The sequence below is a fragment of the Lacibacter sp. genome, from assembly GCF_035299325.1.
GTDB lineage: Bacteria > Bacteroidota > Bacteroidia > Chitinophagales > Chitinophagaceae > Lacibacter.
Map to the genome: position 1 here is coordinate 542,776 of NZ_DATGWT010000004.1, position 24,077 is coordinate 566,852.

Genomic DNA, 24,077 nt, shown 5'->3' on the forward strand with positions numbered 1-24,077 from the left:
TTAATTTCCAAACATTAGAATTTCACATTTACACCAAACGTGTAAACTTTGTATAGTGGCACATTCTGATCAGTGTTTCTTCCTCTTGCTCTTTCCGGATCAAAATTTTCAAGCTTCGTAAATGTGAGGATATTCTGACCACTGAGAAAGAATCGCAGCTTTGACAATCCAACTTTATTGATCAATGAAGCAGGAAGCGAATATCCTATCTCAAGATTCTTCATTCGTAAATAGGAAGCATCCTGAATGTAGAATGTTGAAATTAATGCATTACTATAACCACCTAACCTCGGCAATTTAGTAGAAGGATTTGTGGGTGTCCAGCGATTGATCCAATAGGTTAATCCATTGTTTCTATCTCCTTCAAACGGCAGTTGGCCATTGTCATAAAATATGCGGTCAACATTTCCGATACCTTCGAAAACAACATTCAGATCAAATCCTTTATAATCAAGACTGGCGTTGAAATTGTAAATCCATGATGGATATGGGTTGCCGATTATTGTTCTGTCTTGTTCATTTACTACGCCATCAGGTTTACCATCAGCACCCGAGATATCTGCGTATTTAATGTCTCCCGGCTTTGTTAATGCAGGATTGTTGAACTGGCGTGGAGAGTTAGCTACCTCATCGGCTGTTTGAAAAATACCAATAGCTTTATAGCCAAAATATGCGTTATACGGAACACCAACTCTGACAATACTAACTCCACTAATACTTTCTAAACCACGATCTCCTAAACCGGTTACTTCATTATCTGCAAATTTGCTGATACTGCCACCAACACTATAGTTCAATCCTCCTTTCAGTCTGTCTCTATAGTTTAATACAACTTCAACACCTCTGTTTAGCATGCTGGCAGCATTAATGGCTGCAAGGTTCGCCACTCCGATAGAAGCAGGTATTGGGAAATTACTATACAGCAGATCATAACTTTTACGGTTAAAATAATCGGCTGTTAAAGAAAGTTTGTTTCTGAAAAATCCGGCATCAAGACCAATGTCATATTGTTCAATTGTTTCCCACTTCACATTTGGATTAGCTAACCTGGTAAGGGCAGCACCACTTACAATGTTTGTTCCAAGGAAATAATCTAAACTAACATTATACGTTTGAGCATAGAGATAATTGTCAATATTATCATTTCCTGTAATTCCCCAACTTGCCCTTAATTTAAGATCGGATAACCAATTTATACGGCTGAGAAAATTTTCCTGGCTCAATCTCCAGCCCACAGAAGCAGAAGGAAAATTTCCATACCTGTTAGCAGATGAAAATCTTGAAGAAGCATCTCTTCTCATGTTAAACTCGAACAGATACTTGCCATCGTAGATATAATTGATCCTGGAGAAAAATGACTGTAATGCGAATTCAGAACCACCACCGGAAACATTTGGTTCCAATACTCCTCCTGCGTCAAATTCCTGCAAACCATCAGTTGGAAAATTCTTTAATGAACCGGAAAAATTGTCATTACGTCCATATTGAATTGAATGTCCTAAGAGCACTGCTACATCATGTTTAGATTTAAACACATGATGATAGCGCATGATGTTTTCATTCAACAACCTGTAATTAAGAGCAGAACTGTTAGACAGCGAGTTAATGGGTGCTTCTGAAATAATCTGACCAGCCCAGTCAACAGTTTTATTACGTGGTGTAAAATTAGATTCCTGCGTAGTAAAGATGTTAAAGCTGCCGCTGGTTTCAAAAGAAAGATCTTTTGTAATATTCGCTGTTACACCAAAACGGTTGGCAAAATTGAGATCGTCACTTGTACTGCTTCCTAAATTACCTCTCCTGATAGCATTCGTGATAGGGAAACTTGCATTAAACACGCCATCTACTGTACCATACTCTCCATTGGCATAATATACAGGTACGGTTGGAGTTGAACGCTGGAACTGATTGATAATTCCGGTTTCACCCGTAATAGCACCGGCACCACCTGACGGGCCTGTAAACCTTGACCAATAAGCATTGAAAGAATTTGATACCGAAAGCCATTTTTTAAGCTGTGAATTTAAATTCAAACTCATGTTGTATCTGTCCGATTTGAATTTACCTTGTACCACAGCCTCCTGCGTTAAATATCCAAATGAAGCCCTGTAGGTTGTTTTGTCGTTACCTCCACTGAAAGAGATATAATGATTTTGTATTGGCGCCCTGCGTAAAATTTCGTTGGCCCAATTGGTATTTGCAAAACGATCAGGGTCTGAGCCATCACGCATTGCCTCAATATTGGCAGTGCTGTATCTTGGCAACGCACCACTTCTGTTAAAAAGGGCTTCGTTCATAAGAGTAGCATAGTCCATTGCATTCAAATATTTTGGAACTACCGTTACTTCCTGAAAACCAAAGTAATTATTATAGACCACGCTCATTGATCCGCTCTTCCCTTTTTTTGTAGTTACGATCACAACACCATTGGCACCACGGGCACCATAGATAGCACCGGCAGATGCATCTTTCAACACAGAAATACTTTCAATATCAGAAGGAGCAAGACTATTAAACACACTCAGGTTTTCATACTGAATATTATCAATAACGATTAAAGGAGTTGTTGAACCAAATGATCCAATTCCCCGGATTGTAATGCTGGATCCGTCTGCTCCCGGCAAACCGGTTCCCTGAGTTAATTGAACACCTGAAAACCTGCCATACATCAATTGCCCGGAATTGGTGACTGGTTGGTTTACCGATTCACTTAATTTAAATGTTTGTGTAGCGCCGGTTTGGTTGATCTTTTTCTGCGTACCATAACCTACAACAACCACATCCTGTAATGAAGCAACTTCGGGTTCAAGACGGATTGCAATAGCAGACGATCCATCCCAATTTAAAGTATAGGTCTGAAACCCTACACTACTAAATATAAGTACAGGTTTACTGCCTGATACAGTTAAGCTGAAAAAGCCTTTCTGGTCAGTTGTTGTTCCCTTTTCTGAACCTTGCTGAACAACTGAAACACCAACAGCAGGTGCATTATCTCCTGCATTTGTAACGGTACCGGTAACAGTAGTTGTTTGTGAAAATGACTGAAGGCTCATTAAAAGCAAGAAGCAGAATAAGCCAATGTGAGAGGGTAAATTCCTTTTTAGCACAAGCATCGTTTCAGTTTTAGTTTGATTTAGAATTACACAACTAAGTAAGTCACTTAATTTTACATGGCAGGTGGGTAAGCGCTTCAAAAAAGCGGTGTATTCAGTTCATTAAAGAACAAATGGCGGCGTTAGAAAGAGGCAGGATTTTTTGCAAAGAAATGTTCTACTTTCAGGAGCAGATTTATTATCATGACTAAACAAACAATAACCGATATTGCTTAGAAGAATTGAAGTGGAGAACCATTAATCCTAAAAAGAAATTATACAATCATTGATGGCCTGTTGTTGGGCTTACAACAACAGATGGGTTGTATCCGGGATTTTTATATGGCGTCAGTGCATTTGTTTCTCTTTGCCACTTTTGTAACTTCTTTCTTAGTTGATTCACTAATTTTTGATTTGCAGATGCGATATTCTTTTTTTCAGCTATGTCATTTACAACATCATACAGTTCAACGCTTTCATCTTCATAATTATAAATGAGCTTATAATTTCCTTCCCGTATTGCTGATCCGGGTTTACCTCCCTGGTTACTATAATGCGGATAATGCCAGTAAAGTTTCCTGTTTTGATAAGCTTGTGGTTTATTCAACAACTGCAAAATATTTTCACCATCAATGCTTTTTTCTTTGCGATATTTTTCATTGATCGCTTTGGCGATTGTTGGAAACAGATCGGCAGTAGTTACAGGCAGGTCAGAAGTTGATCCTGCAATAATTTTTCCTTTCCAATACATAATCAACGGAACACGGATGCCACCTTCGTATAACCAACCCTTCCCTGCACGTAACGGACCATTTGTGGTGGGACTTCCTTCTGCAGTACTTAAGCCGCCATTGTCAGACGTAAAGATCACCAATGTATTGTCGTCAAGATTCAGTTGCTTCAGCTTTTCTAACATTCGCCCAATATTCCAATCCATGTTTTCAATCATGGCTGCATACACCGGATTATCCTGCACCAATCTTCTTCGCCATCCGTTTTCATATTTCATCCAGTCTTCATCTTTTGCAAAACGATCTTTGTTTTGAATGCCGAGCTCCTTTTGTTTCGCTTGATATTTTTTTATTAAAGCAGCCGGTGCCTGCAATGGATTATGTACGGCGTATAACGAATACATTAGAAAGAAAGGAGTTTGCTGATTACGTTCGATAAACGATAGACATTCATTCGATAAACGGTCAGTCAAATATTCACCTGTTGGGCCATCAGGTAAGGTTGGATTTTTATACGGTGTAAAAAAACCACCTGTTGTATCGTTTATTCTTCCGGTAGGTGACCCTTTACTCCAACCACCTATATTAGTTTGAAATCCCTGGTATTGCGGCCAATATTTTTCTTCTTCACCTAAATGCCATTTACCTGCGAAAAATGTTTTGTAATTATTTTCCAACGCATACTCAGCAATTGTTTTTTCTTGCAATGCCAATTGATATGCGGTTGGTTGTGCTATTAATTTTTCATACGGCATGGCTTTCCCATCTTCCTGTCGTCCTTTGATCCAATCTGTAACACCTGTTTTTACTGCATACTTTCCCGTCATCATGCTTGCACGTGTAGGACTGCATACCGGACAGGTAGCATAGTTCTGTGTAAAACGAATGCCGTTTGACGCAAGTTTATCAAGATTAGGCGTTTCGTAAAATGTACTTCCGTAGGATGAAAGATCGGCCCATCCAAGATCATCTGCAAGAATAACGATCACATTCGGTTGCTTGCCTTTACTTTGGGCTCCTAAAGTATATTGAACAAAAAGAAGTGGCAATAAGACAATAAAATTTCTATACATAACTTCTTTTGTTTGATCGTTTGTGTTTCAAAGTTTCCAGATGACTGTATATTTTGGTTACAAAAGCTTTATCACCGATAACTCATACAAAGAAGGCGGTGCTGTTGCTTTCGTTATCTTCAACCGAAACTTCGTTGTTTTATAATTGCGTGGCAACCTGATCACTTTGCAATCCCCCATCGGCTCTGTACTTAAATAAATTGTTTGCCATTGTCCATTCTGAAAGATATCAATGCTATACTCCTGAATTCTTCCGGTTCTTATTTGCGAAAAGCCGTCAGGCAAATTCTTTGTGTCTTTGTATTCAAAGATGCTGATCTTATTAAATGCTTCAGCAGGATTGAGATCGATCGTTAATTCAGCCAACGTATCTGCAGCAAGCCATCGGCTGTCAAGACTCCCGTCGTTTACAAATGATGCTTTGTAGGTAATGTCTTTATCAACAAACTCACTGCTCGCAGCAGCGGGCTTTAACAAAGAAATGAATTTCCCGTTTTTGGGTAATGGTTTATTAGCCGACAAACCTAACCGTTTTCCCAATTCAATTACTGTTAATGCTTCATACTCTCTTATTCGCCCGGTTTTATCCGGCGGCACATTTATCACCAGTGAATTATCATTATCAGTACACCAATAAAATAATTCCTGCAGTTCATCCAACTCTCTTACCGGAAGTTGTGCTGATTTTTGAAACCAGTTCCAGCGACTGCTGAGACAAATCGTATGTTCATACGGCAGGTAATACGATTTTCCTTCGTGCAGATATTGCTTCTTATCAAATTTGGTGATGATCTTCGGATCCCACAATCTGAAATCGCTTGGGAAGTAATGAAAGAAATATTTATTGTCTTCTGTCATTAGCGAAGGCAAAGTGAATTTTCGTTTGCCTTCTTCATTTACGATTGTATGATTAACACTTACAGCACATTTGGGGTTATACTCTTTCACCAGTTTATACACCTGATCAATACCCCAATCGTTTGGACTTCGTTTCCAACCACCATCTAGCCACAATTCACAAATAGAACCGTAGTTAGTGAACAGTTCCTTTAATTGATTGAGCATATAATCAATATATGCTTGGGGATTTTTATCGTTAAAGGAAGGTTCGTGCCGGTCCCAAAGTGAATAATAAATAGCAAACTGCAGTCCGTATTTTTTGCATGCATCTGCAACTGCTTTTACCACATCTGTTTTAACGGGTGATGAAGCCACATCATAATCCGTGTACTTACTGTCCCACAAACAAAAACCATCGTGGTGTTTTGTGATCAATAATACATAACGAAAGCCTGCTTCCTTTGCAGTACGCACCCATTGATCAGGATCGAGATTGGTTGGGTTGTATGCACTTGCAGGTGTAGTACCATCCGACCATTCCAGATCGGTAAAAGTATTAACGCCGAAGTGAATGAACATACCATAGCCTCGCTTGATCAATTCCGTTTGTGCAGCGTTTGGAGTAGTTGCCGGTTGTAGTATTTGTGCAGTGGAATGAATGCAGACGAATGTCAGCAACAGAAGAATAAATACACGTTGAAATTTTATGTTGAAATTCATCAAACAAATTTTGAGTACCCGTTCAGGATAAATAGAAATGCGTTTATTTCTGCCGGAGATATAAAAAAGAAATTACTGTATCTGTTATTTAGCCGTTGCATCCTTCACACATCTGAAACCTGTATGTTCAAGTCCTGTATCGGGACTGCTTTTCATTCTTCTTGCAACACGATAACCACTGCAATAACTGTCGTTGCAAAGAAAACTTCCGCCACGCAACACCCGCTTGGGTGTATAAGGATCCTGCGGATCAAAACTTTTTTGCGGACCGGTTGGATTGACAACCGTATTGTTTGCTACTGATTGGTAATAATTATGATCGTACCAATCGCTGCACCACTCCCATACATTACCGGCCATATCAAACAAACCATACCGGTTGCAGTTGTATGTTTTCACGGGAGCGTATTTTAAAAATGCATCACGTTGTTCATTTAGGTAAGGAAACTTTCCTTCCCAACTATTTGCTTTCGGCGCACCAACATTTACATGTTCATTGCCCCATGGATAAATATTATTGTTCAACCCACCTCTTGCAGCGAACTCCCACTCTGCTTCTGTTGGCAAACGCTTGCCGGCCCATTTACAATAGGCCATAGCATCGTCCCAGCTAACATGTACAACAGGAAAATTTTCTTTTCCTTTGATACTGCTGTTGGGCCCTTCGGGATGTTTCCAATCGGCACCTGCCACCCAACTCCACCATTGCGAATAATTATTCAAATCAACAGGGCCATTGCTTGGTTTAAATACCAACGATGCTGCTACCAACAAACTATCCGCTGGTTTTTCTGTACCGGGTGGTACTGTCTTTTTCAATTCTTCCCAATCGGGTTTGCGTTCTGCTGTGGTTACATATCCTGTTGCCTCAACAAATTTTTGAAACTGTGCATTGGTCACTTCTGTAACATCCATGTAAAATGGATTAACTGTTACTTTATGTTTGGGATATTCATCTTCTGATGCCTGTTCATTATCGCCTCCCATTTCAAATGTGCCGCCAGGAATAAACACCATTCCCGTTAACGAAGTATCACCACCGAATGCAACTGAAGAACTATCGGCACCGGCACCAAACCTCGACGGAAGTTGCATGCAGGATATAGCTGAATCTTTTTGTTGCTGTACCTGTTCTTTATTTTCATTGTTTTTACAACCGTAACTGATTATAGTCAACACAACAAAAACAGTAAGCCACTGTGTTGTCCTTTTTCCTTTTATACTTTTCAGGCAATCGTTATTCAACATGAGTTGTTTCAATACAATTTTATTTTTGTCTGATATTATCTAACTTAAGCTTCATTTCAGCTACACGCTCAGGGTAAACTTCTGCCAGATTTTTTGTTTCACCCGGATCAGTTGCTAAGTTATATAATTGCGGCTTTGGATCGTTACCCAATTCCGTATTTGTATCCTTATTGATCTTCGGACCTTTTGATGGCTCAATGTATTTCCAGTCGCCAACCAATAACGATAATGTTGAGTTAATGGATTGCTCAATCAAAAATTCACGTGGCTTGTTACTTTGATTGAGCAATACCTGCAAATAGTTTTTACTGTCGGGTGCCTGCCCTGCTTCCACTTTAACGCCGGCCAAAGCTGCTAAGCTTGCATACAAATCTACCTGGCTGAATAATGCATCGTTTACTTTACCTGCTTTTACTTTTCCTTTCCAACTCACAATAAATGGAACTCTTGTACCTGCTTCAAACGCACTGTATTTGCCGCCTCGATAAATACCGTTTGGTTTATGATTACCTAATTTTTCAACGGCATCATCTTTGTAACCATCATCAATTACCTGTCCGTTATCACTGGTGAAAATGATCAATGTATTTTCTAACAAACCATTCTTCTTCAATACTTCTTCAATTTGTCCAACTGTCCAGTCTAATTGTAATAACACATCACCTCTCGGACCAAAGCCACTCTTTCCTGCAAAACGCTCATGTGCAATACGTGGCACATGAATATCGTGTGTTGAAAAATATAAAAAGAAGGGATTTGCTTTTTGTTGTGTGATATAAGCTGTGGCCTTCTGCACAAGTATGTTGGCAAAGTCTTCATCTTTCCAGAGTGCAGCATTGCCACCTTTCATATAACCAATACGGCTGATGCCGTTTACAATCGTCATATCATGCCCGTGTGATGGATGCATTTTCAACAACTCCGGATTCTTTTTTCCGGTTGGTGCGTTCGGATCAACAGGTCCTGTGTAACTCACAGTTATCGGATCATTCTTATCAAGATTCACCACTTGCTGATTTTCTACAAATACGCAAGGAACACGATCACCTGTTGCAGGAATTAAAAACGAATAATTAAATCCAATCTCTGCAGGGCCGGGTTTTATTTTTTCATTCCAATTAATACCTTTTGCATCACCCAAACCAAGATGCCATTTGCCGATCACCGCTGTATTGTATCCTGCTTTTTGCAGCATACCGGGCAATGTTGTAGTTGTAACAGGAATCAACAATGTTGCATCACCGGGAGCGATGCCTGTTCCCTCTTTTCGCCATGCATACTTTCCAGTAAGCAGCGAAAAGCGTGAAGGTGTACAAGTAGCAGATGTTGCATGTGCATTGGTAAAACGCACACCATTCTTTGCCAAGCGATCAATATTTGGCGTTGGTATAGCAGAAGTGCCGTAACTGCTTACATCACCAAACCCTAGATCATCCGTATAGATCAAAATAATATTCGGCTTTTTGTTTTTACTTGTTTGACTATTCGTTGTTACAGCAAACGACAGTAACAGCGTTGCAAGCAGGAATCGATTCATGATTGTTGTCCTCATATAAATTATTTTGAAACAGGTTCAACTATATAACTGTAAGTATACTTATTCTTCGTTAATAAATAAGGTGCATGTGGATAAGCTCCCCAACTGTTATCGCCTCCCACTCCACGTTGATTTAAATCGATATGCACCGACATAAACTTCCGTTCATGTAAATCGGATGGATGTTGTTGCTTTTTCGTAACACCGGGATCAAGATCTTCTGTTGTATAAGGCAAGGCACTGAAACAGATGGGTTGTGCACCGGTTATTTTGATGCCATTCTTCTGTTCATCATAAAACTGCACCCAGCGAATATCGGTTTTATATCCATTCTCCTGTGGACGTATATAATTTTTCACAAACTGATCGGCAGCTTTTTGTTGATACAACCCAACAAACGCAGCAGTGTTTCGATCGCTGTAGTTTTCCCATGGACCTCTTCCATAGAAATCAATTTGTTCATACGACTTTGGCAACGTCAACCGCATACCAAAACGAGGCATTTCCGGTAATTTTTTATTCTGAAGATCAATGGAAGCTGTGACTTTAACTGCACCGTTATTTAATAATTGATAGCTGATGATGTATGGAACATCTACTCCGGTCATTCGATAATAGCAATCAATTACGAAACCTTCCTTGTTTTGTTGCTGCACTTTTACTGTATCGAGTTGAATCAGCGTATGTGCATTTCGCCAAAAGCCTAAACGTTGCGGCATTTGATTACCAAAATCATTATCTGTTGGAGCTCGCCAAAAATATGGTTCAGGAAAAGAAGTGATCAACGACACATCACTGATCTGATAAGAAACAAACTTTCCTGTTTTACTGTTGAAACTGCCACTCACTGCACCTGATTTAAAGTTGATCATGTTCGCAACTTTACTCACTTCCAGTTTGCCTTGTGTTGTTTTGCTTTGCGTGAAAAACTGTTTGCTGTTTCCGCCGAACTGCTCACGGGCCACTTCATGCCCAGCAGGTATTGCTGCTGTTGCTGCTCTTGTTACGGCATATACATTCAACATCAGTTCATCATTGTTATCTGTTGCATCAATATTTAGTTTTACTTCTGCAGAAGATGAAGGTAATAAGTTCAACGAAAAAGTATCGGATTGAAACGGCATTCCGTTCTTCAGCAATTCCCATTTGAATTGATAGCCTGACAAGTTTGTGAAATTGAAATTGTTTTCAACCACAATCACGCCGCTCTGCCAATTTTTATCTTTGAAGATAATATCTTGGTACACTTTCTTTACTTCATAAATACCAGGATGCGGCGAACGATCGGCTGCTACCAATCCGTTGGCACAAAAATTTTCATCGTTCTGCAAATGACCTGCACCAAAGTCGCCACCATATCCCCAATAGGGTTTACCGTTTTCATCGTTGGTTTTTATGCCCTGATCCACCCAATCCCAGATAAAACCACCCTGCATATGTGCACTTGATTTGATGATATCAAAATACTCCTGGAAATTACCACTGCTGTTGCCCATGGCATGCGCATACTCACACATAATGAAGGGTCGCTTTTTGCTTGCATCCTTTGCATAATCTTTCATGTATTTGATACTGGGATACATCGGGCTCACAATATCTGTATTCCATTCTTCCATTGCCTGCTCAAACAACACCGGCCGACTTTTATCTCGCTCCTTCATCCATTGATATGCATCACGAAAAACATTTCCATTGCCACACTCATTGCCCATGCTCCAGATAATAACTGATGCATGGTTTTTATCACGCTCAACCATTCGCTTTATACGATCCATAATTGCAGGCGCCCACTCCGGTTGATATGCGGGATGATTTGTTGTATCAATTTTTCCAGGCAAAACACCCATGCCATGTATTTCAACATTCGCTTCATCCACCACATACAAACCATATTCATCGCACAACTTCAACCATAATGGATCGTTAGGATAATGTGCAGTACGAACAGCATTAATATTGTATTGCTTCATCAGCTGAATATCCTTGATCATTAATTCACGGGTGGGCACATGACCAAGATATTCGTCATGCTCATGCCGGTTAACACCATGCACCATGATCTTTTTCCCATTTACCAGCAACTGTGCGTTTTTAATTTCTACTTTTCTGAAACCAACTTTTGCAGCTGTGGTATGAATGATTGCACCTGATGCCTGTTGTAATGTAATGATCGCATTGTACAGGTCAGGCGTTTCTGCACTCCATTGTTTTGGTTGGGAAATCTTCGACTTGAATGCGATTTGCTGTAGACTATTGGCCGAAGGATTTACTTTTTTCTTTTGACTGTAAATTATTTTCCCATTCTGATCTTGCAACTCAACAGTTAACACAGCATCTTTTATTGAAGTGGTTTTAAACTTACGCAGCAACACATCAGCAGCAAACATTCCATCTTTATATCCGTTATCAAGATCTGCTTTTAATTCAAAATCCCAAATGCTGAGTGATGACTGAGCATAAATGAAAACATCCCGTTCAATTCCACTCAAACGCCAAAAATCCTGATCTTCCAGGTAGCTGCCATCGTGCCAACGAAACACCTGTACGGCCAATAAATTCTTTCCTTTTTGTAAAAACTTTGTGATGTTAAATTCAGCAGCTGTTTTCGATGCTTTAGTAATTCCAACCTGCTGTCCGTTCACATATACCAGTGCACAACCGGTAATTGAACCAAAATGCAGCAATACATCTTTATCGCTCCAGTTATCGGGTACAGTAAATTCCTTTCGATAAGAGCCTACGGGATTATCGTTACCGACAAATGGCGGATTTTTGGGGAACGGATAAATAATGTTCGTATAAATGGGCATTCCAAAACCCTGCAACTCCCAATTGGAGGGAACAGGCAAGTTGCTCCAGGTTGCATCATTAAAATTTGTTTTGAAAAAATCTAGCGGTCTGTTCCTGAAGTTATCGGTATAAGAAAATTTCCAGGTACCGTTTAGTGATTGATAAAACGTTGAGCGTTTCATATCATCAGAAAGCACATCTTCCTTGCGGTCGAACAGCAGAAAGGAAGCATGCGGTGCTTCTTTGTTCGCATCAACAAGCCGTGGGTTTTCCCAATCAGGGGCTGTACTTTGTGCATATCCAAAAGAAATTTGCACGAGCCCTGCAATGCATAAACAAATAAATTGGAAGTAGATTTTATTCAGGCAAACTTTCATTACTACATTTTTGAATCCGGTTTTGCTGTTATGCAAACTGATTGGTATGCAGTTCAGCAAGAATAAGATGATGGCAATTGCAGCTAAATTATCATAACCGGATTACCTGTCCCTCTCAAAAAAGGGGGACAAACGTAGCAATACACCTGATGTTCAGTAATCAGTTTTCACTCTCCACTATTTCTTATACTCGGAAGGAGAAACTGAAAATTGTTCCTGAAAACGTTTCCTGAAATATTTAATATCGTTAAACCCTGCTTCATACGCAGCTTCTGTTACCGAATACTTACCACTTTCCAACAGTTTAGCTGCATAATTTAAACGGGCAGTTCGTATAAATTCATTACCCGACATACCAGTTACGGCCTTTAGCTTCCGGTAAAACGTTGACCGGCTCATAAACATCAGATTGGCCAGATCATCGTTGTTGAAATTGCTGTTTGAAATATTCTCTTCCACCAGCTTCATCAGCTTTACCAAAAACTCTTCTTCAAATGTTTTTATCTCAAAATTTCCTGTACCGAGAAAAATCCGTTTGGCATAAAATTCTTTCAGCGTATTCCTGGAGTTGATGAGGTTGTGAATATGTACCAGCAAAAGTTGCGAGTTAAATGGCTTGGGTAAATACACATCTGCCCCTTCACGAATGCCCTGCACATGATGCGCCATATCCGACAATGCTGTTAACAGAATAATCGGGATATGCGATGTGTCTTTATCCGATTTTAATTTCCGGCACAATTCAATACCATCCACTTCCGGCATCATTACATCACTTACAATCAAATCAGGAATGGTTTCAAATGCTTTTTCAATACCCTCTCTGCCGTTTGTTGCTGTGACTACTTTAAACGAAGGAGATAATATTTCATAAACATACTGCAGCATATCAGATTCATCTTCTACCACCAGAATAATCGGCAGCTCCTGTTCCTGACTCATCTGATCATTTTCTTCAGGCATAGTATCTGAATTTAAATTTGTTTCAATGTTTTGATTGGTATAATTCAAAGGCTCTGCAGAAATATTCAGTAAGGATTCTGCTGCGGTTGACGAAGGTAATTTAACCGTAAACAAACTGCCATGCTCACCGTCACTTTCGGCAATTATTGTTCCTCTGTGCAGTTCCGTTAATTCTTTTACAAACGAAAGTCCGATTCCGGTTCCGGAGATGGTGGTGGCATCTTCGGCCCTTCCTCTGTAAAACCGATCGAATATCCGGTCAATTTCATTCAAAGGTATTCCTCTCCCGGTATCCTGAATACTTATTTCACAAGATTGATCAGCGTTTTTCTTTACGTTGAACTCAATGCGCCCGCCATTGGGTGTGAATTTAAATGCATTCGATAAAATATTAAAAACAATGATCTCAAGTTTATTATGATCGAACGTAAACGAAAAATATTTTTCCTGTGAATAAAATTTGTAATCAATGTTTCGTCTGCTTGCTTCATCATTAAAAAGAATATAAATATCATGGCAAAACGACACGATCTCACCCGGCTGCAATGAAAGTTTTATACTTCCGGCCTCTGCTTTCTGAAAATCGAGCAACTGGTTCACCATCCGCAACATTCGCTTCGATTGTTTTTGAATGAGGCGGAGACTTTTTTCAACAGGCACTTCAAATTTTTTCCGTTGCAGCAGATCATCCAGCGGCCCCAGGATCAACGTGAGCGGCGTGCGGAATTCATGCGAAATATTTGTAAACAAACGCTCTTTAAAATCGGCCAGTTTATTTTCCTGCTGCCGTTCAAATTTACTCAGCGTTAATTGATTCTTTAATGCAACCTGTCTCAACCCCAGGTATCGTGTTAACCAAAGAAGAAAAATGAACACAGCAATATAAATACTGTAGGCCCACCATGTTTTCCAGGGTGGCGGCAATATTTTTATGGTTAATTGATGTGCGATCGGATTCCAGGTTTTATCACTGTTTGTTGCTTTTACTTTTAACTGATAAGTACCGGGCTTCAGATTCGTAAATGAAACCAACCGGTTGTTACCGGCATACACCCACGCTTCATTAAACCCTTCCAGTTTATACATGTACTCATTCTTATCAGGTGCATGATAATCGAGTGCAGCAAATTCAATGGAGAAAATATTTTCCTTGTGATTTAACGTTATACTTTCCGTTTCATAAAATGGTTTGCGAAGAATTGAACTGTCTGTTGTTCCTGTACCAAATTCGTAGGGCGTATTGTTGACGGTTAAATTGGTAAAGTAGATCGGCGGATAAAACTGATTGATTTGAATACTGTCGGGGAAAAAATAAGTTAACCCCTCAAGCCCACCAAAGAAGAAACGACCACCTGCATCTTTACACGAAGCATTTTCCGAAAAAACGATTGACTGCACACCATCACGCTTATCAAAAACTGCAAACGAGTTGTTCGTTTGATTATATCGTATGATGCCCTTATTCGTACTCGCCCAGATATTTCCTTTTTCATCAGGTACAACGGCATGAATATAATCACTCGGAAGACCTTCTTTGGTTGTATAACTGGCAACGTTTAATTGACTACCATCGAACCCGGAAATTTTATTCAACCCATATTGCGTACCGGCCCAGATGTTTCCAAACTTATCTTCGGCCAAACAAAGAATCGTATTGTTGCTGAGAGAGTTTTTATATTCATCAGTTTGAACAAACACATCAAACTGATCTGTTGATGGTTGATACAGATGCAGACCTTTGTACGTTCCGATCCACAATCGTTTTTTCGAATCAACCAATAAACAACTCACCCGTTCATTTTGTAACGCACCTTTTACACCGTAAGCCGGCAGATAGTTTTTAAAAATGGGTTGATTCTTTTTATCATATCCAGCAATGTAACTGAGCCCGCTTTCCTGTGTACCGATCCAGATTCTGCCGGAAGAATCTTTCACGAGCACATTTATTTTTTTTCCGCCGATGGACGTGGAATCTTTGAATCTCGGTTCAAAAATTTCATAAGCCCCCGGCTTTGCTACTTTATTGCGAATACGGATCAGTCCTTTGTTTGTAGCAACCCATAAATAATCGCCTTCCTGCATAAATGAACGACTTTCATAGGGCAATTCCTGCACTGCACTTATTTCCGGTTCTTCAATGTTGAGCTCAGTAAATGTTTTCCAATTGCCTGAATATTGTATACCGCCGCCTTTTGTTCCCAGCCAAAGTCTATTAAAAGGATCTACATACACTGAAAGTACATGCGTACTTCCCAACAACGGGCTTTTTAAATTTTCATACCCAATGTTTGAAAACTTTTTCTGATTCAGATCAAATTTAAAAACACCAGTACCATCAGTACCAACCCACAACAACCCCGAAGGATCTTCCTGTATGGTTAAGATGATTTGATTATCGTTTGTAAATAAACCCGGAATGTTTAAATGTATTTTTTCAAACGTTTCTGTTTTGCGATCGAAGCGGCTTAATCCACCACCCCATGTTCCAACCCATAAACTGCCTTTTGAATCGAGTAAAATACGATACGTATTATTTGAACTTAAAGAAGCCGGATTGTTTTTTTGATGGCGGTAATTTTTAAACGCTTTTGTGGAGAGATCAAATTGAAGTAAACCTTCGTTCCATGTACCCAGCCACAAACAGTTATTCGCCTTATCATTTACAATGGAGGTAATGTTGATATTGTTTACAGCAAAGTTGTACGAAATATCGTTGACCAGGTTTTGATTGAGATGTTTCAACCCACTGTTTGTGGCAAGCCAATACCCCCCATTCCCGTCGGGCTGTATATCAAAGGTTTTCCAAACGCTGTTTAGTATCTTGAATTCGCCGGTTTTTTTATTGAGGTATTGAAAACCTTTCCATGTGCCAATGAATAACTTTTCGCTGTCAGTATCTAATATGGAAAGAATATAATCTGCATTAAACCCTGTGGTGTTGGGGTTGTTGTTTGGGTAGTTGGTTACTTTACCGGTCTTCAAATCATATCCACTCAATCCGCCCGACTTTGTACCGATCCAGATATTATTCTGCTTTCCGTTTTGCAACACTTCAATCGATTGACTAAGAAGATTGCTGCCCTTTCCAAAATCATTTTTCAGCAACTTCATTTCATATCCATCAAAGCGTTGCAATCCACCCCTTGTACCAAACCAGATAAAACCATTTTTATCCTGAATGATGGAAGTAACTTCATTATTCACCAACTGATCGGAAATACTGATAAAGGAACTGGCTTGCTGGGTATAACCGGCAACAGTTACCCAAACCAACAAGAGCAGGCAAGCATATTTTTTTACAGAGGAGGGCAAAGCGTTTCTAAATTAATCGTTAACTCGAACTTACAATTTAGATGAATTCCATGTTAGTTGAAGGTATTTTAAAAGCTTGCACAAAACAACTATAAAAATACTAACAATGAGATAAACAGAAGCACCAATAAAAAATAAATTACTGCCAGCTTTATGTTTATCCGTTGATTGTTTTTTTCAACATTCTCACTTTTGGGTTTTGTAATCATACGATTGTGCTATTTATCAGGTTACAAATGTCTATTTTCTTAAACGTAGTTTTTCTAATTCCTCCGGATTGTGGACTCTCACCTTTCTGTTATTCATTAAATCATCATGGATCATCCATGTGATGGTGTCCCAAACTGCACCTTCTGTCCAGATAGGTTTCATTTTATCTTTTTCCCATGTCAGCAGCTGTTGTTTCATGGATGAGAACAGCTGCGGCTGTTGCAACTGCAGATCCTTTGTTTCGCCAGGGTCTTGATTCAGATCATACAAACGCTCGCCCAACCCTTTTACACGTATCAGTTTGTATTGATTCAAACGAATAGCTGCCTCCGCATCTTTCCGCCAAACCAATTGTTCATGCGGACTTTTGTTTTTTTCAACTGTTAAAAAAGGCAAGAGGCTTACACCATCTAAACCCAACGATGTATTCATTTGAACACCGGCCGCTTCAAGAGCGGTTGGAAAAATATCCAGTGATGAAGTGAGTCCGTTGAAATCTGTTCCTCCTTTAAATTTCTTTGGCCAACTCACCAAAAACGGAATCCGGTGACCTGCTTCGTATTTATTACCTTTAAAACCTTTCAAAGGCAAATTGCTTGATTGATTATTATGTGCCCCGCCGTTATCACTTAAAAAGAAAATAAGCGTGTTGTAAAATAATCCCTGCTGCTTTAATTCATCCATCATTTTACCGATTGCTCTGTCGAGCGAAAAAGTCATGGCCGCCAGCTTTTGTCGTGGATGCCCGGCAAACTTTTTCATATCAGCTTCGCTTGCTTCCATTGGTGTGTGCACCGCATTGGGTGCCCAATACATAAAAAACGGATGATCATTGTTTTTTCGGATATAGTCCACCGCTTTGTCGCCAAGCACATCAGTAAGATAGCCATCAAATTTTATCTGCTGACGATTTTCCAACAGCGCATTTCTTGAACCTTTCCGATCGTCTTTCTCGGGTTTGTAAAAATAACTTCTGCCGCCGCTTAAAAAACCATAATAGTATTGAAAGCCTTTGTTCAACGGATGTTGACTTGATTCAAAACCAAGATGCCATTTGCCAAACGCTGCAGTGCTGTAACCTTGTTGTTGTAATAGTTTCGGGATGATTGTTTGGGCAGTATCCATACCTGTATATCCTTCGCCTTCATTACACTCATAGCCAAAACGCTGTTGATACTTACCTGTTAGCAATCCTGCTCTTGAAGGACTGCAAACAGATGCTGTAACATGTGCATCGGTAAACCGGATAGACTGTGCTGCCAGTTTATCAAGATTGGGCGTCTGCAGATCTTTTGAACCCATGAAACCAAAATCGGCATAACCTGCATCATCAATCAAAATGACAATGATGTTTGGTTTTGCATCGCTGCTATCTTTTCTAAAACCGCAGCTGATGATAAAAAAAACGATCAAGGTGAAAGCCAGCAATGAACCGGCTGCAATAATGCTGCGCTTTTTTTTATCTATTGATTGAATACATTTCATTCCTAATGTCGATATGCTGTTAACTATTTTCCTGGAGCCTACTGTTTTTTCTGTTGTACTTTCTTTTCACGTTCGTACTGTTCTTCCTGGTTTAAGCCTAAGAAAAGTGGTGCAACAGTATTCGCTTCCCATTTTTTTCGTTGCTGTTCGAATGTGCTCATCATTTTTGCATCATCCAACTTTGTCTTTTCTTCAATGTCTGCTTTCAAATTGTAAAGAGAGAAACTCGAATCTCTTAAAATCACTTCTTTCAAACCCGATTGATGAAGTACCGCATAGTTCTTCTGATCAAATTGTCGCCAAAACAAATACTCATGTGGTGATCCTTTCTTTGCTCCTATGAGATATGGCAGGATATTTACACCATCCAGCTCATTTTTTGGCGCAGCTGTTTTACCGATGTTAGCAGCAATGGTTGCAAAAATGTCTAATGAAATAACCGGTTGCTCATATTTAGTATTTGCTTTGATCTGGCTTGGCCACTGCATGGCAAACGGCACTCGTATTCCACCTTCAAAAAGTGATCCTTTACCCGCACGCAACAGACCATTATCACTGCCATTATCGCTTTCAGGCCCACCGTTATCCGATAGAAAAATAACAATGGTATTTTCTGTAAGATTTAATTGTTGCAGTTTATCCAACACTGTACCCACACCATCATCAACAGCACTTACCATGGCTGCATATGTTTTGCGCTTCGGATTATTTATGTGATCAAAGCGACTCAAATATTTTGGAGTGGCCTGTAACGGCGAATGTGGTGCATTATAAGCGAGGTACAGGAAGAATGGTTGTTGCTTGTTTCTTTCAATAAAAGAAACAGCTTCTCTTGACAGCGCATCGGTTAAATATTCACTTTCTTCTACTGATTTATTATTACGTATAAGTTTGGTACGATAACTCTCTCCTTCGTTTTTTGCACTATCCTGATTTACGATCGTATATTCTTCCGGCAGATAGCGATGTCCACCACCAAGGAATCCAAAAAATTCATTAAAGCCTCTGTTCCATGGACGGAATTTTTCATGCACACCTAAATGCCATTTGCCAATACCCATGGTATTGTAACCGTTTTGCTTTAAAAACTCCGGCAATGTTTGTTCAGTAAGCGGAAGACCAATGCTTGCGTCGAACGGACGATACAGCGGATTACGACTGTAACCAAAACGATCCTGGTAACGACCGGTGATAAGACCTGCACGACTGGGTGCACAAACTGCATAACTTACATATCCATTGGCAAACACAACACCACTTTTTGCAATTCGATCGATGTTTGGCGTAGGAATATCTTTACATCCATTGAAACCAACATCAGCATAACCCTGATCATCGGTAAGAATGATGATGATGTTTGGTCTGTCCTGATTGACAACTGACTGCACTGTTGTTTTTTTCGTAAAAGCCCATGCTGTTGCGATCAGCAAGATTGCAGATAATCCAATTATACCAGTTTGAATTCTTTTTCTGTTCACCGATTATTATTTTAAATTATTTCTTTTTATCATCACTTAATTCAATGGCACCCATGTCCGGTTTTCCCTGAATTGGATTTCCTAAAATATCATGCTGCACTTTCAAGCCAATACGAATACCGATGCTGTCGTTTGGAATTGGCTGAACAGCGATTCCTTTGTTCAATATCAGTTTTGTATTTGCAGGTACATAATCTTTCAACTGTACGCTTCCTTTGTTTTTAAACAACGGATCGCCATACACTGGCGCAACATCTTTGAAAGCAAAATCAGTTGGCCAGTTATCGGCCCGTAAAAAAAGATTGTTGGCAAACACCACATTCGGCACACCATCAATATCTACTTCTTTCTTTTTTTGATCACCCGCCACCGTTTGGGCAGCTGTTTCGAAATAAAAAATATTATTGGCAATGAACACTCCATCGGCACTGCTGCTTACTGCTATCTTTGGAATAATATTAGCAGCAACATAAATGGTATTGTTGTAGAAATAGCTGTTGTAGGGACCTGCATTTTTCTTTTGATCCCCTTGGTAACCGCTTAGCCAGAAAATCTTTCCTTCCTGAAAAGCACCGTTCACTCCTTTAACCCGATAGCCATCATTAATGCTGATGTTGTAGCGGTATGCACAATTGTAATTATTGCCGAGGATTTCGCAGAAACCGCCTGCATTATTTGCACTTACATTATACTGTATTATTACATCATTACAATTGTAATCAATATGTACACCTGCAGAATCGCCGGGGCCGTTTGCATTTTCAAAGCGATTGTGTTCAATCAAAATGTTGCTGCAACTCCATGTCCACAATCCACTACCCCGGCCCCAGTTTCTGCTATCGGCCGTTGAACCTGAATGATCAATTTTATTATGATGAATATGTCCATTCGTTACTCCTGAAAACTGCATACCCGGCCCGCCTGTTTGATACACCTTGCATTCAGCAATTTCCAATTGTTGAATGCTGTTTACAAAACCGGTCGCCTTTATTCCTGTATGACTCACATTGAATACTTCACACTTTAAGATTTTCAAATTTGTTAATCGTCCCGCCTTTGTATTATTGATGACACGGATTCCCCAACCATAACTCTGTGTACCATTGGCCGTTTTAATTTCTGCTGCTGAACGTGTAAAGCCTTTTGGATTGTAATACACATCATGCACCAGCACATCGTTCAACTTGATATGTTCAAATACCTCGTCTTTTGTTACTTCAACCAGAATACCGCAACGCATTTCAGCTTTACCGACTGTTGTACTTTTTTGATAAGGCAACATACCAGTCAATTCAATTCCGCTTACCTGTACGAAGGAAGAATTTTGGATCAACAATGCATTTAATTCTTCACCCGCATCGATAACAGGTTTTGATTTACTTCCTTTAAATGAGTAACTGCTGATAACAACAGGATGTTGGGCACTGCCTTTTACATTGATGAGCGACAACATGCCGGTAAATTTTTGTCCTGTTGCAAAAAGAATAGAATCGCCGGCGGTTAATTGAATCAACTTTACCGGCGAAACGGTTTTCCAGGAATTCGTTGGGCTGGTTCCTTTATTTGAATCGTTACCAGTTACTGAATTGATATAATAATTTGTTGCTTTTAACGAACAACTAAAGCAAACAAGAAGTATTAAGAAGACTATTTTTTTGATTTTCATTGAACTGATGATTAACCCTTTTCAGATGCTCTACGGTAAGTACAAGCCTGTCCGTTAACTGTCTAAAGCTAACCGTAACAGCTTAAAAAGGCTGAAAGCATGGCTTCAAAAAAGGGGGGTATTCTATTCAAATAGAATGTCCGAAGAGGAAAAGCATCACCAATTATCGGTTCTGAAAGAGGAAGCCGGCAATCCTTGCGTATTAAACAAACTCCCTTCTGCCCAATTTTTAAACGCATAGCGAACACTCACTGGCTCTTTAACTGCATCGCTCCAAACAACGAGTACACCGTTTTTATCATTCCGTATCATTGCCTGAGCAGGATAAAATACTTTGTCCTCACCTGCTATCTCGAAATCAGTAAGAGGTTTACCAAAACTCGTTAACCCTTGATCACAGTAGTCAAACGTCAACATCAATCTGCCGTTCGCTGTTTTTTCCAGTTGCCTATAAACCGGTCCACTGAAAGCAATGCCTTTTACATTGTAATCTTTTGCAAGTGCCCAATAAGCGAGGCGGTTCCCCACTTGTTCTTTTTGTGCAGGATGAATCACTGTTCGTTCGCCAATGTCCATCGTAACGGCCATCCCGGTATTTTTAACTGATAACATTGTTTGCAACTGTGCTTCACGCAAAAAAGCGGCATTTACTTTACCCGGTTCAATTGGTGCAATCTGTACAAAATAAAGAGGAAAATCATCCTGCTGCCATTGCTTACGCCATGAGTTGATCATGGAAGTAAACAACGCATAATATTCACTTGCATTTTCACGGTTTGATTCTCCCTGGTACCATAGCACTCCTTTGATTGTATAACCAATGTATGGATGCAACATGGAATTGTACATAATTGTTGGAGTTCTGTTGGGAATACTGTCAGGAAGTTTATTGGGAATGATTTTGTTCTTAAATTCTGATAAGCTTTGTTTATCCATCCAGCTTTCGATTGTTGAAGCACCCCATGCCGATTGAATAATACCAACAGGCACGTTCAAAACCGACTGTAATTTTTTTGCGAAGTAATAAGCGGTTGCACTGAAATTTCCGGTGGTTGCGGGACCGGCTGCATTCCACTCTCCTTTTACATCATACAAAGGAGTGATACTGGCAGAACGGGATGTGTTGAGAAAACGAATATTATCGTTCGAAGAATTCAATATTGTTTCATTACTGCCGATAACGGGTTGATTGGAATAACCTTTCACCGGCATCTCCATATTTGATTGACCCGAGCAGAACCACACTTCACCGATCAACACATTTTTCAATGTTACTTCTTTGCTTCCTTTGATCACTACTGTGTAAGGGCCACCTGCTGCAGGCGTTTGTAACTTCAGTTTCCAATGACCTTTTGCATCGGTAATTGCAGTCGCATTTTTTCCCCAACTGCCAAGAACAGTAATTTTAGCATTGGGATTATCAACTCCCCAAACTGAAACCATTTGCTGTTGCTGCAAAACCATGTTATCACTAAACATGGCCGGCAAGCGGGTTTGCGAAAACAAACAATTCGAAAGGAAAATTAAAACCGCTAATAAAAAATAGTTCCGCATGTGTTTCGATTGATGAAAATTAAACCACTGATCTGCTGATAAAAAGATAACGATTAAACCGATTGCTTACTGCTTCTGATAAATCCGTACATAATCAATCATATACTTCGAAGGTAAAATTGTATTGACTAAACTTCCACCTCTGTTGCCCCCCATTGCAAGATTCAGCAACAGGTAATGTGGTTGACGGAATGGATTCTTCCCATCCGATTTATTAATACTTTGTTTTAGATCAATAGAGTTGAGTAAAAGGTCATCAACAAAAATCTTCATTTCATTTTCACTCCACTCCAGTGTCCATACATGAAATTGATCTGCCCATTTTTTTCCTCCAAGGCTGTCTAATTTTACTGATGCCCCATCCCATATTGCTTTGTAACGCTCCTTTTCTGCAATTGCAAAATTGGCCAGAATCTTATCCTCGTAATATTCCATTATATCCACTTCGCCATTTGAGGGCCATTCGCCTGACACACCAACTGTCCAGATGGCGGGCCACAAACCTGTTTGTGCATCGATCTTTGCACGCACTTCTATTTTGCCATATTGAAACGCATGTTCCCGTTGCATCACCACACTTGAAGAGGTGTACTCAATGAACGCACGGTTTGTTTTCCAACTGGTACTTCCTTGTATAAAGTTTGGATTGGGTTTGCGTTCCTTCTTTCCTGTAATAACAAGATATCCGTTTTCGCAAATCGCATTTTCCTGTTGATACCATTGTGCCTCTTCATTTCTCACAAAACCATTTTCAAATTTCCATTTTTTCGGATCGGGTACACCGTCTTTAGTAAACTCATCGAACCAAACCAGTTTGTATTGAACGGGAATTGTTTGTGCAGCTAATTCGCCGGCATTGTAACAAGCTGTCGAAAACAATTGGGCAAACAAAAAAAGAATAAATTTCATTCAACAATAATTATCGTGTGCGTAAATATAGGATTGCCCTGAATCGGCAGAGGAAACGGCCGGTTCAGGAAAGAGGTAGTAATGTGTCAAAG

Annotated in this window: 12 protein-coding genes; all 12 read right to left on the reverse strand. The window is 39.7% G+C overall.

All coding sequences use genetic code 11. The features are described from left to right. Nucleotides 1–14: 14 nt before the first annotated feature. The 12 genes from VK159_RS04155 to VK159_RS04210 all read right to left on the reverse strand — a co-directional run bounded on the left by VK159_RS04155 (nt 15) and on the right by VK159_RS04210 (nt 23,985). Nucleotides 15–3,053, reverse strand: coding sequence for a TonB-dependent receptor (locus tag VK159_RS04155; protein ID WP_324228881.1), 3,039 nt, complete (start codon nt 3,051–3,053; stop codon nt 15–17). A 322-nt stretch (nt 3,054–3,375) separates the two neighbouring features. Beyond that, nucleotides 3,376–4,896, reverse strand: coding sequence for a sulfatase (locus VK159_RS04160; RefSeq protein ID WP_324228882.1), 1,521 nt, complete (start codon nt 4,894–4,896; stop codon nt 3,376–3,378). 57 nt (nt 4,897–4,953) lie between these two features. After that, complete coding sequence (locus tag VK159_RS04165) at nt 4,954–6,456, reverse strand: alpha-L-fucosidase (protein ID WP_324228883.1); 1,503 nt, start codon at nt 6,454–6,456, stop codon at nt 4,954–4,956. Between the two features lie 84 nt (nt 6,457–6,540). Continuing rightward, on the reverse strand, nt 6,541–7,716 hold the full coding sequence (locus VK159_RS04170) for a formylglycine-generating enzyme family protein (RefSeq protein WP_324228884.1): 1,176 nt from the start codon (nt 7,714–7,716) through the stop codon (nt 6,541–6,543). A gap of 7 nt (nt 7,717–7,723) precedes the next feature. Further along, nucleotides 7,724–9,256, reverse strand: a complete 1,533-nt coding sequence (locus tag VK159_RS04175; protein WP_324228885.1) for an arylsulfatase — start codon at nt 9,254–9,256, stop codon at nt 7,724–7,726. A 5-nt stretch (nt 9,257–9,261) separates the two neighbouring features. Then, nucleotides 9,262–12,348 carry a glycoside hydrolase family 2 TIM barrel-domain containing protein gene (locus VK159_RS04180; protein WP_324228886.1) on the reverse strand — a complete coding sequence of 1,029 codons (3,087 nt, stop codon included), beginning with the start codon at nt 12,346–12,348 and terminating at the stop codon, nt 9,262–9,264. 237 nt (nt 12,349–12,585) lie between these two features. After that, a complete protein-coding gene (locus VK159_RS04185; protein WP_324228887.1) occupies nt 12,586–16,683 on the reverse strand; it encodes a hybrid sensor histidine kinase/response regulator transcription factor in 4,098 nt (1,365 codons plus the stop codon). A gap of 240 nt (nt 16,684–16,923) precedes the next feature. Next, on the reverse strand, nt 16,924–18,378 hold the full coding sequence (locus tag VK159_RS04190; RefSeq protein WP_324228888.1) for a sulfatase-like hydrolase/transferase: 1,455 nt from the start codon (nt 18,376–18,378) through the stop codon (nt 16,924–16,926). Between the two features lie 38 nt (nt 18,379–18,416). After that, nucleotides 18,417–19,856 carry a sulfatase-like hydrolase/transferase gene (locus tag VK159_RS04195; protein ID WP_324228889.1) on the reverse strand — a complete coding sequence of 480 codons (1,440 nt, stop codon included), beginning with the start codon at nt 19,854–19,856 and terminating at the stop codon, nt 18,417–18,419. 16 nt (nt 19,857–19,872) lie between these two features. Further along, nucleotides 19,873–21,522 carry a right-handed parallel beta-helix repeat-containing protein gene (locus VK159_RS04200; RefSeq protein ID WP_324228890.1) on the reverse strand — a complete coding sequence of 550 codons (1,650 nt, stop codon included), beginning with the start codon at nt 21,520–21,522 and terminating at the stop codon, nt 19,873–19,875. Nucleotides 21,523–21,678: 156 nt separating this feature from the next. Continuing rightward, nucleotides 21,679–23,076 carry a sialate O-acetylesterase gene (locus VK159_RS04205; protein WP_324228891.1) on the reverse strand — a complete coding sequence of 466 codons (1,398 nt, stop codon included), beginning with the start codon at nt 23,074–23,076 and terminating at the stop codon, nt 21,679–21,681. Nucleotides 23,077–23,142: 66 nt separating this feature from the next. Next, nucleotides 23,143–23,985: a glycoside hydrolase family 16 protein gene (locus VK159_RS04210; protein ID WP_324228892.1), complete on the reverse strand. Its 843-nt coding sequence runs from the start codon at nt 23,983–23,985 to the stop codon at nt 23,143–23,145. Nucleotides 23,986–24,077: the final 92 nt, after the last annotated feature.

What these genes read in the sequence shown, in the direction of transcription:
- VK159_RS04155 (WP_324228881.1), bottom strand. Translation starts at nt 3,053, where the DNA reads ATGAGCCTTCAGTCATTTTCACAAACAACTACTGTTACCGGTACCGTT.
- VK159_RS04160 (WP_324228882.1), bottom strand. Translation starts at nt 4,896, where the DNA reads ATGTATAGAAATTTTATTGTCTTATTGCCACTTCTTTTTGTTCAATAT.
- VK159_RS04165 (WP_324228883.1), bottom strand. Translation starts at nt 6,456, where the DNA reads ATGAATTTCAACATAAAATTTCAACGTGTATTTATTCTTCTGTTGCTG.
- VK159_RS04175 (WP_324228885.1), bottom strand. Translation starts at nt 9,256, where the DNA reads ATGAGGACAACAATCATGAATCGATTCCTGCTTGCAACGCTGTTACTG.
- VK159_RS04190 (WP_324228888.1), bottom strand. Translation starts at nt 18,378, where the DNA reads ATGAAATGTATTCAATCAATAGATAAAAAAAAGCGCAGCATTATTGCA.
- VK159_RS04200 (WP_324228890.1), bottom strand. Translation starts at nt 21,522, where the DNA reads ATGAAAATCAAAAAAATAGTCTTCTTAATACTTCTTGTTTGCTTTAGT.
- VK159_RS04205 (WP_324228891.1), bottom strand. Translation starts at nt 23,076, where the DNA reads ATGCGGAACTATTTTTTATTAGCGGTTTTAATTTTCCTTTCGAATTGT.
- VK159_RS04210 (WP_324228892.1), bottom strand. Translation starts at nt 23,985, where the DNA reads ATGAAATTTATTCTTTTTTTGTTTGCCCAATTGTTTTCGACAGCTTGT.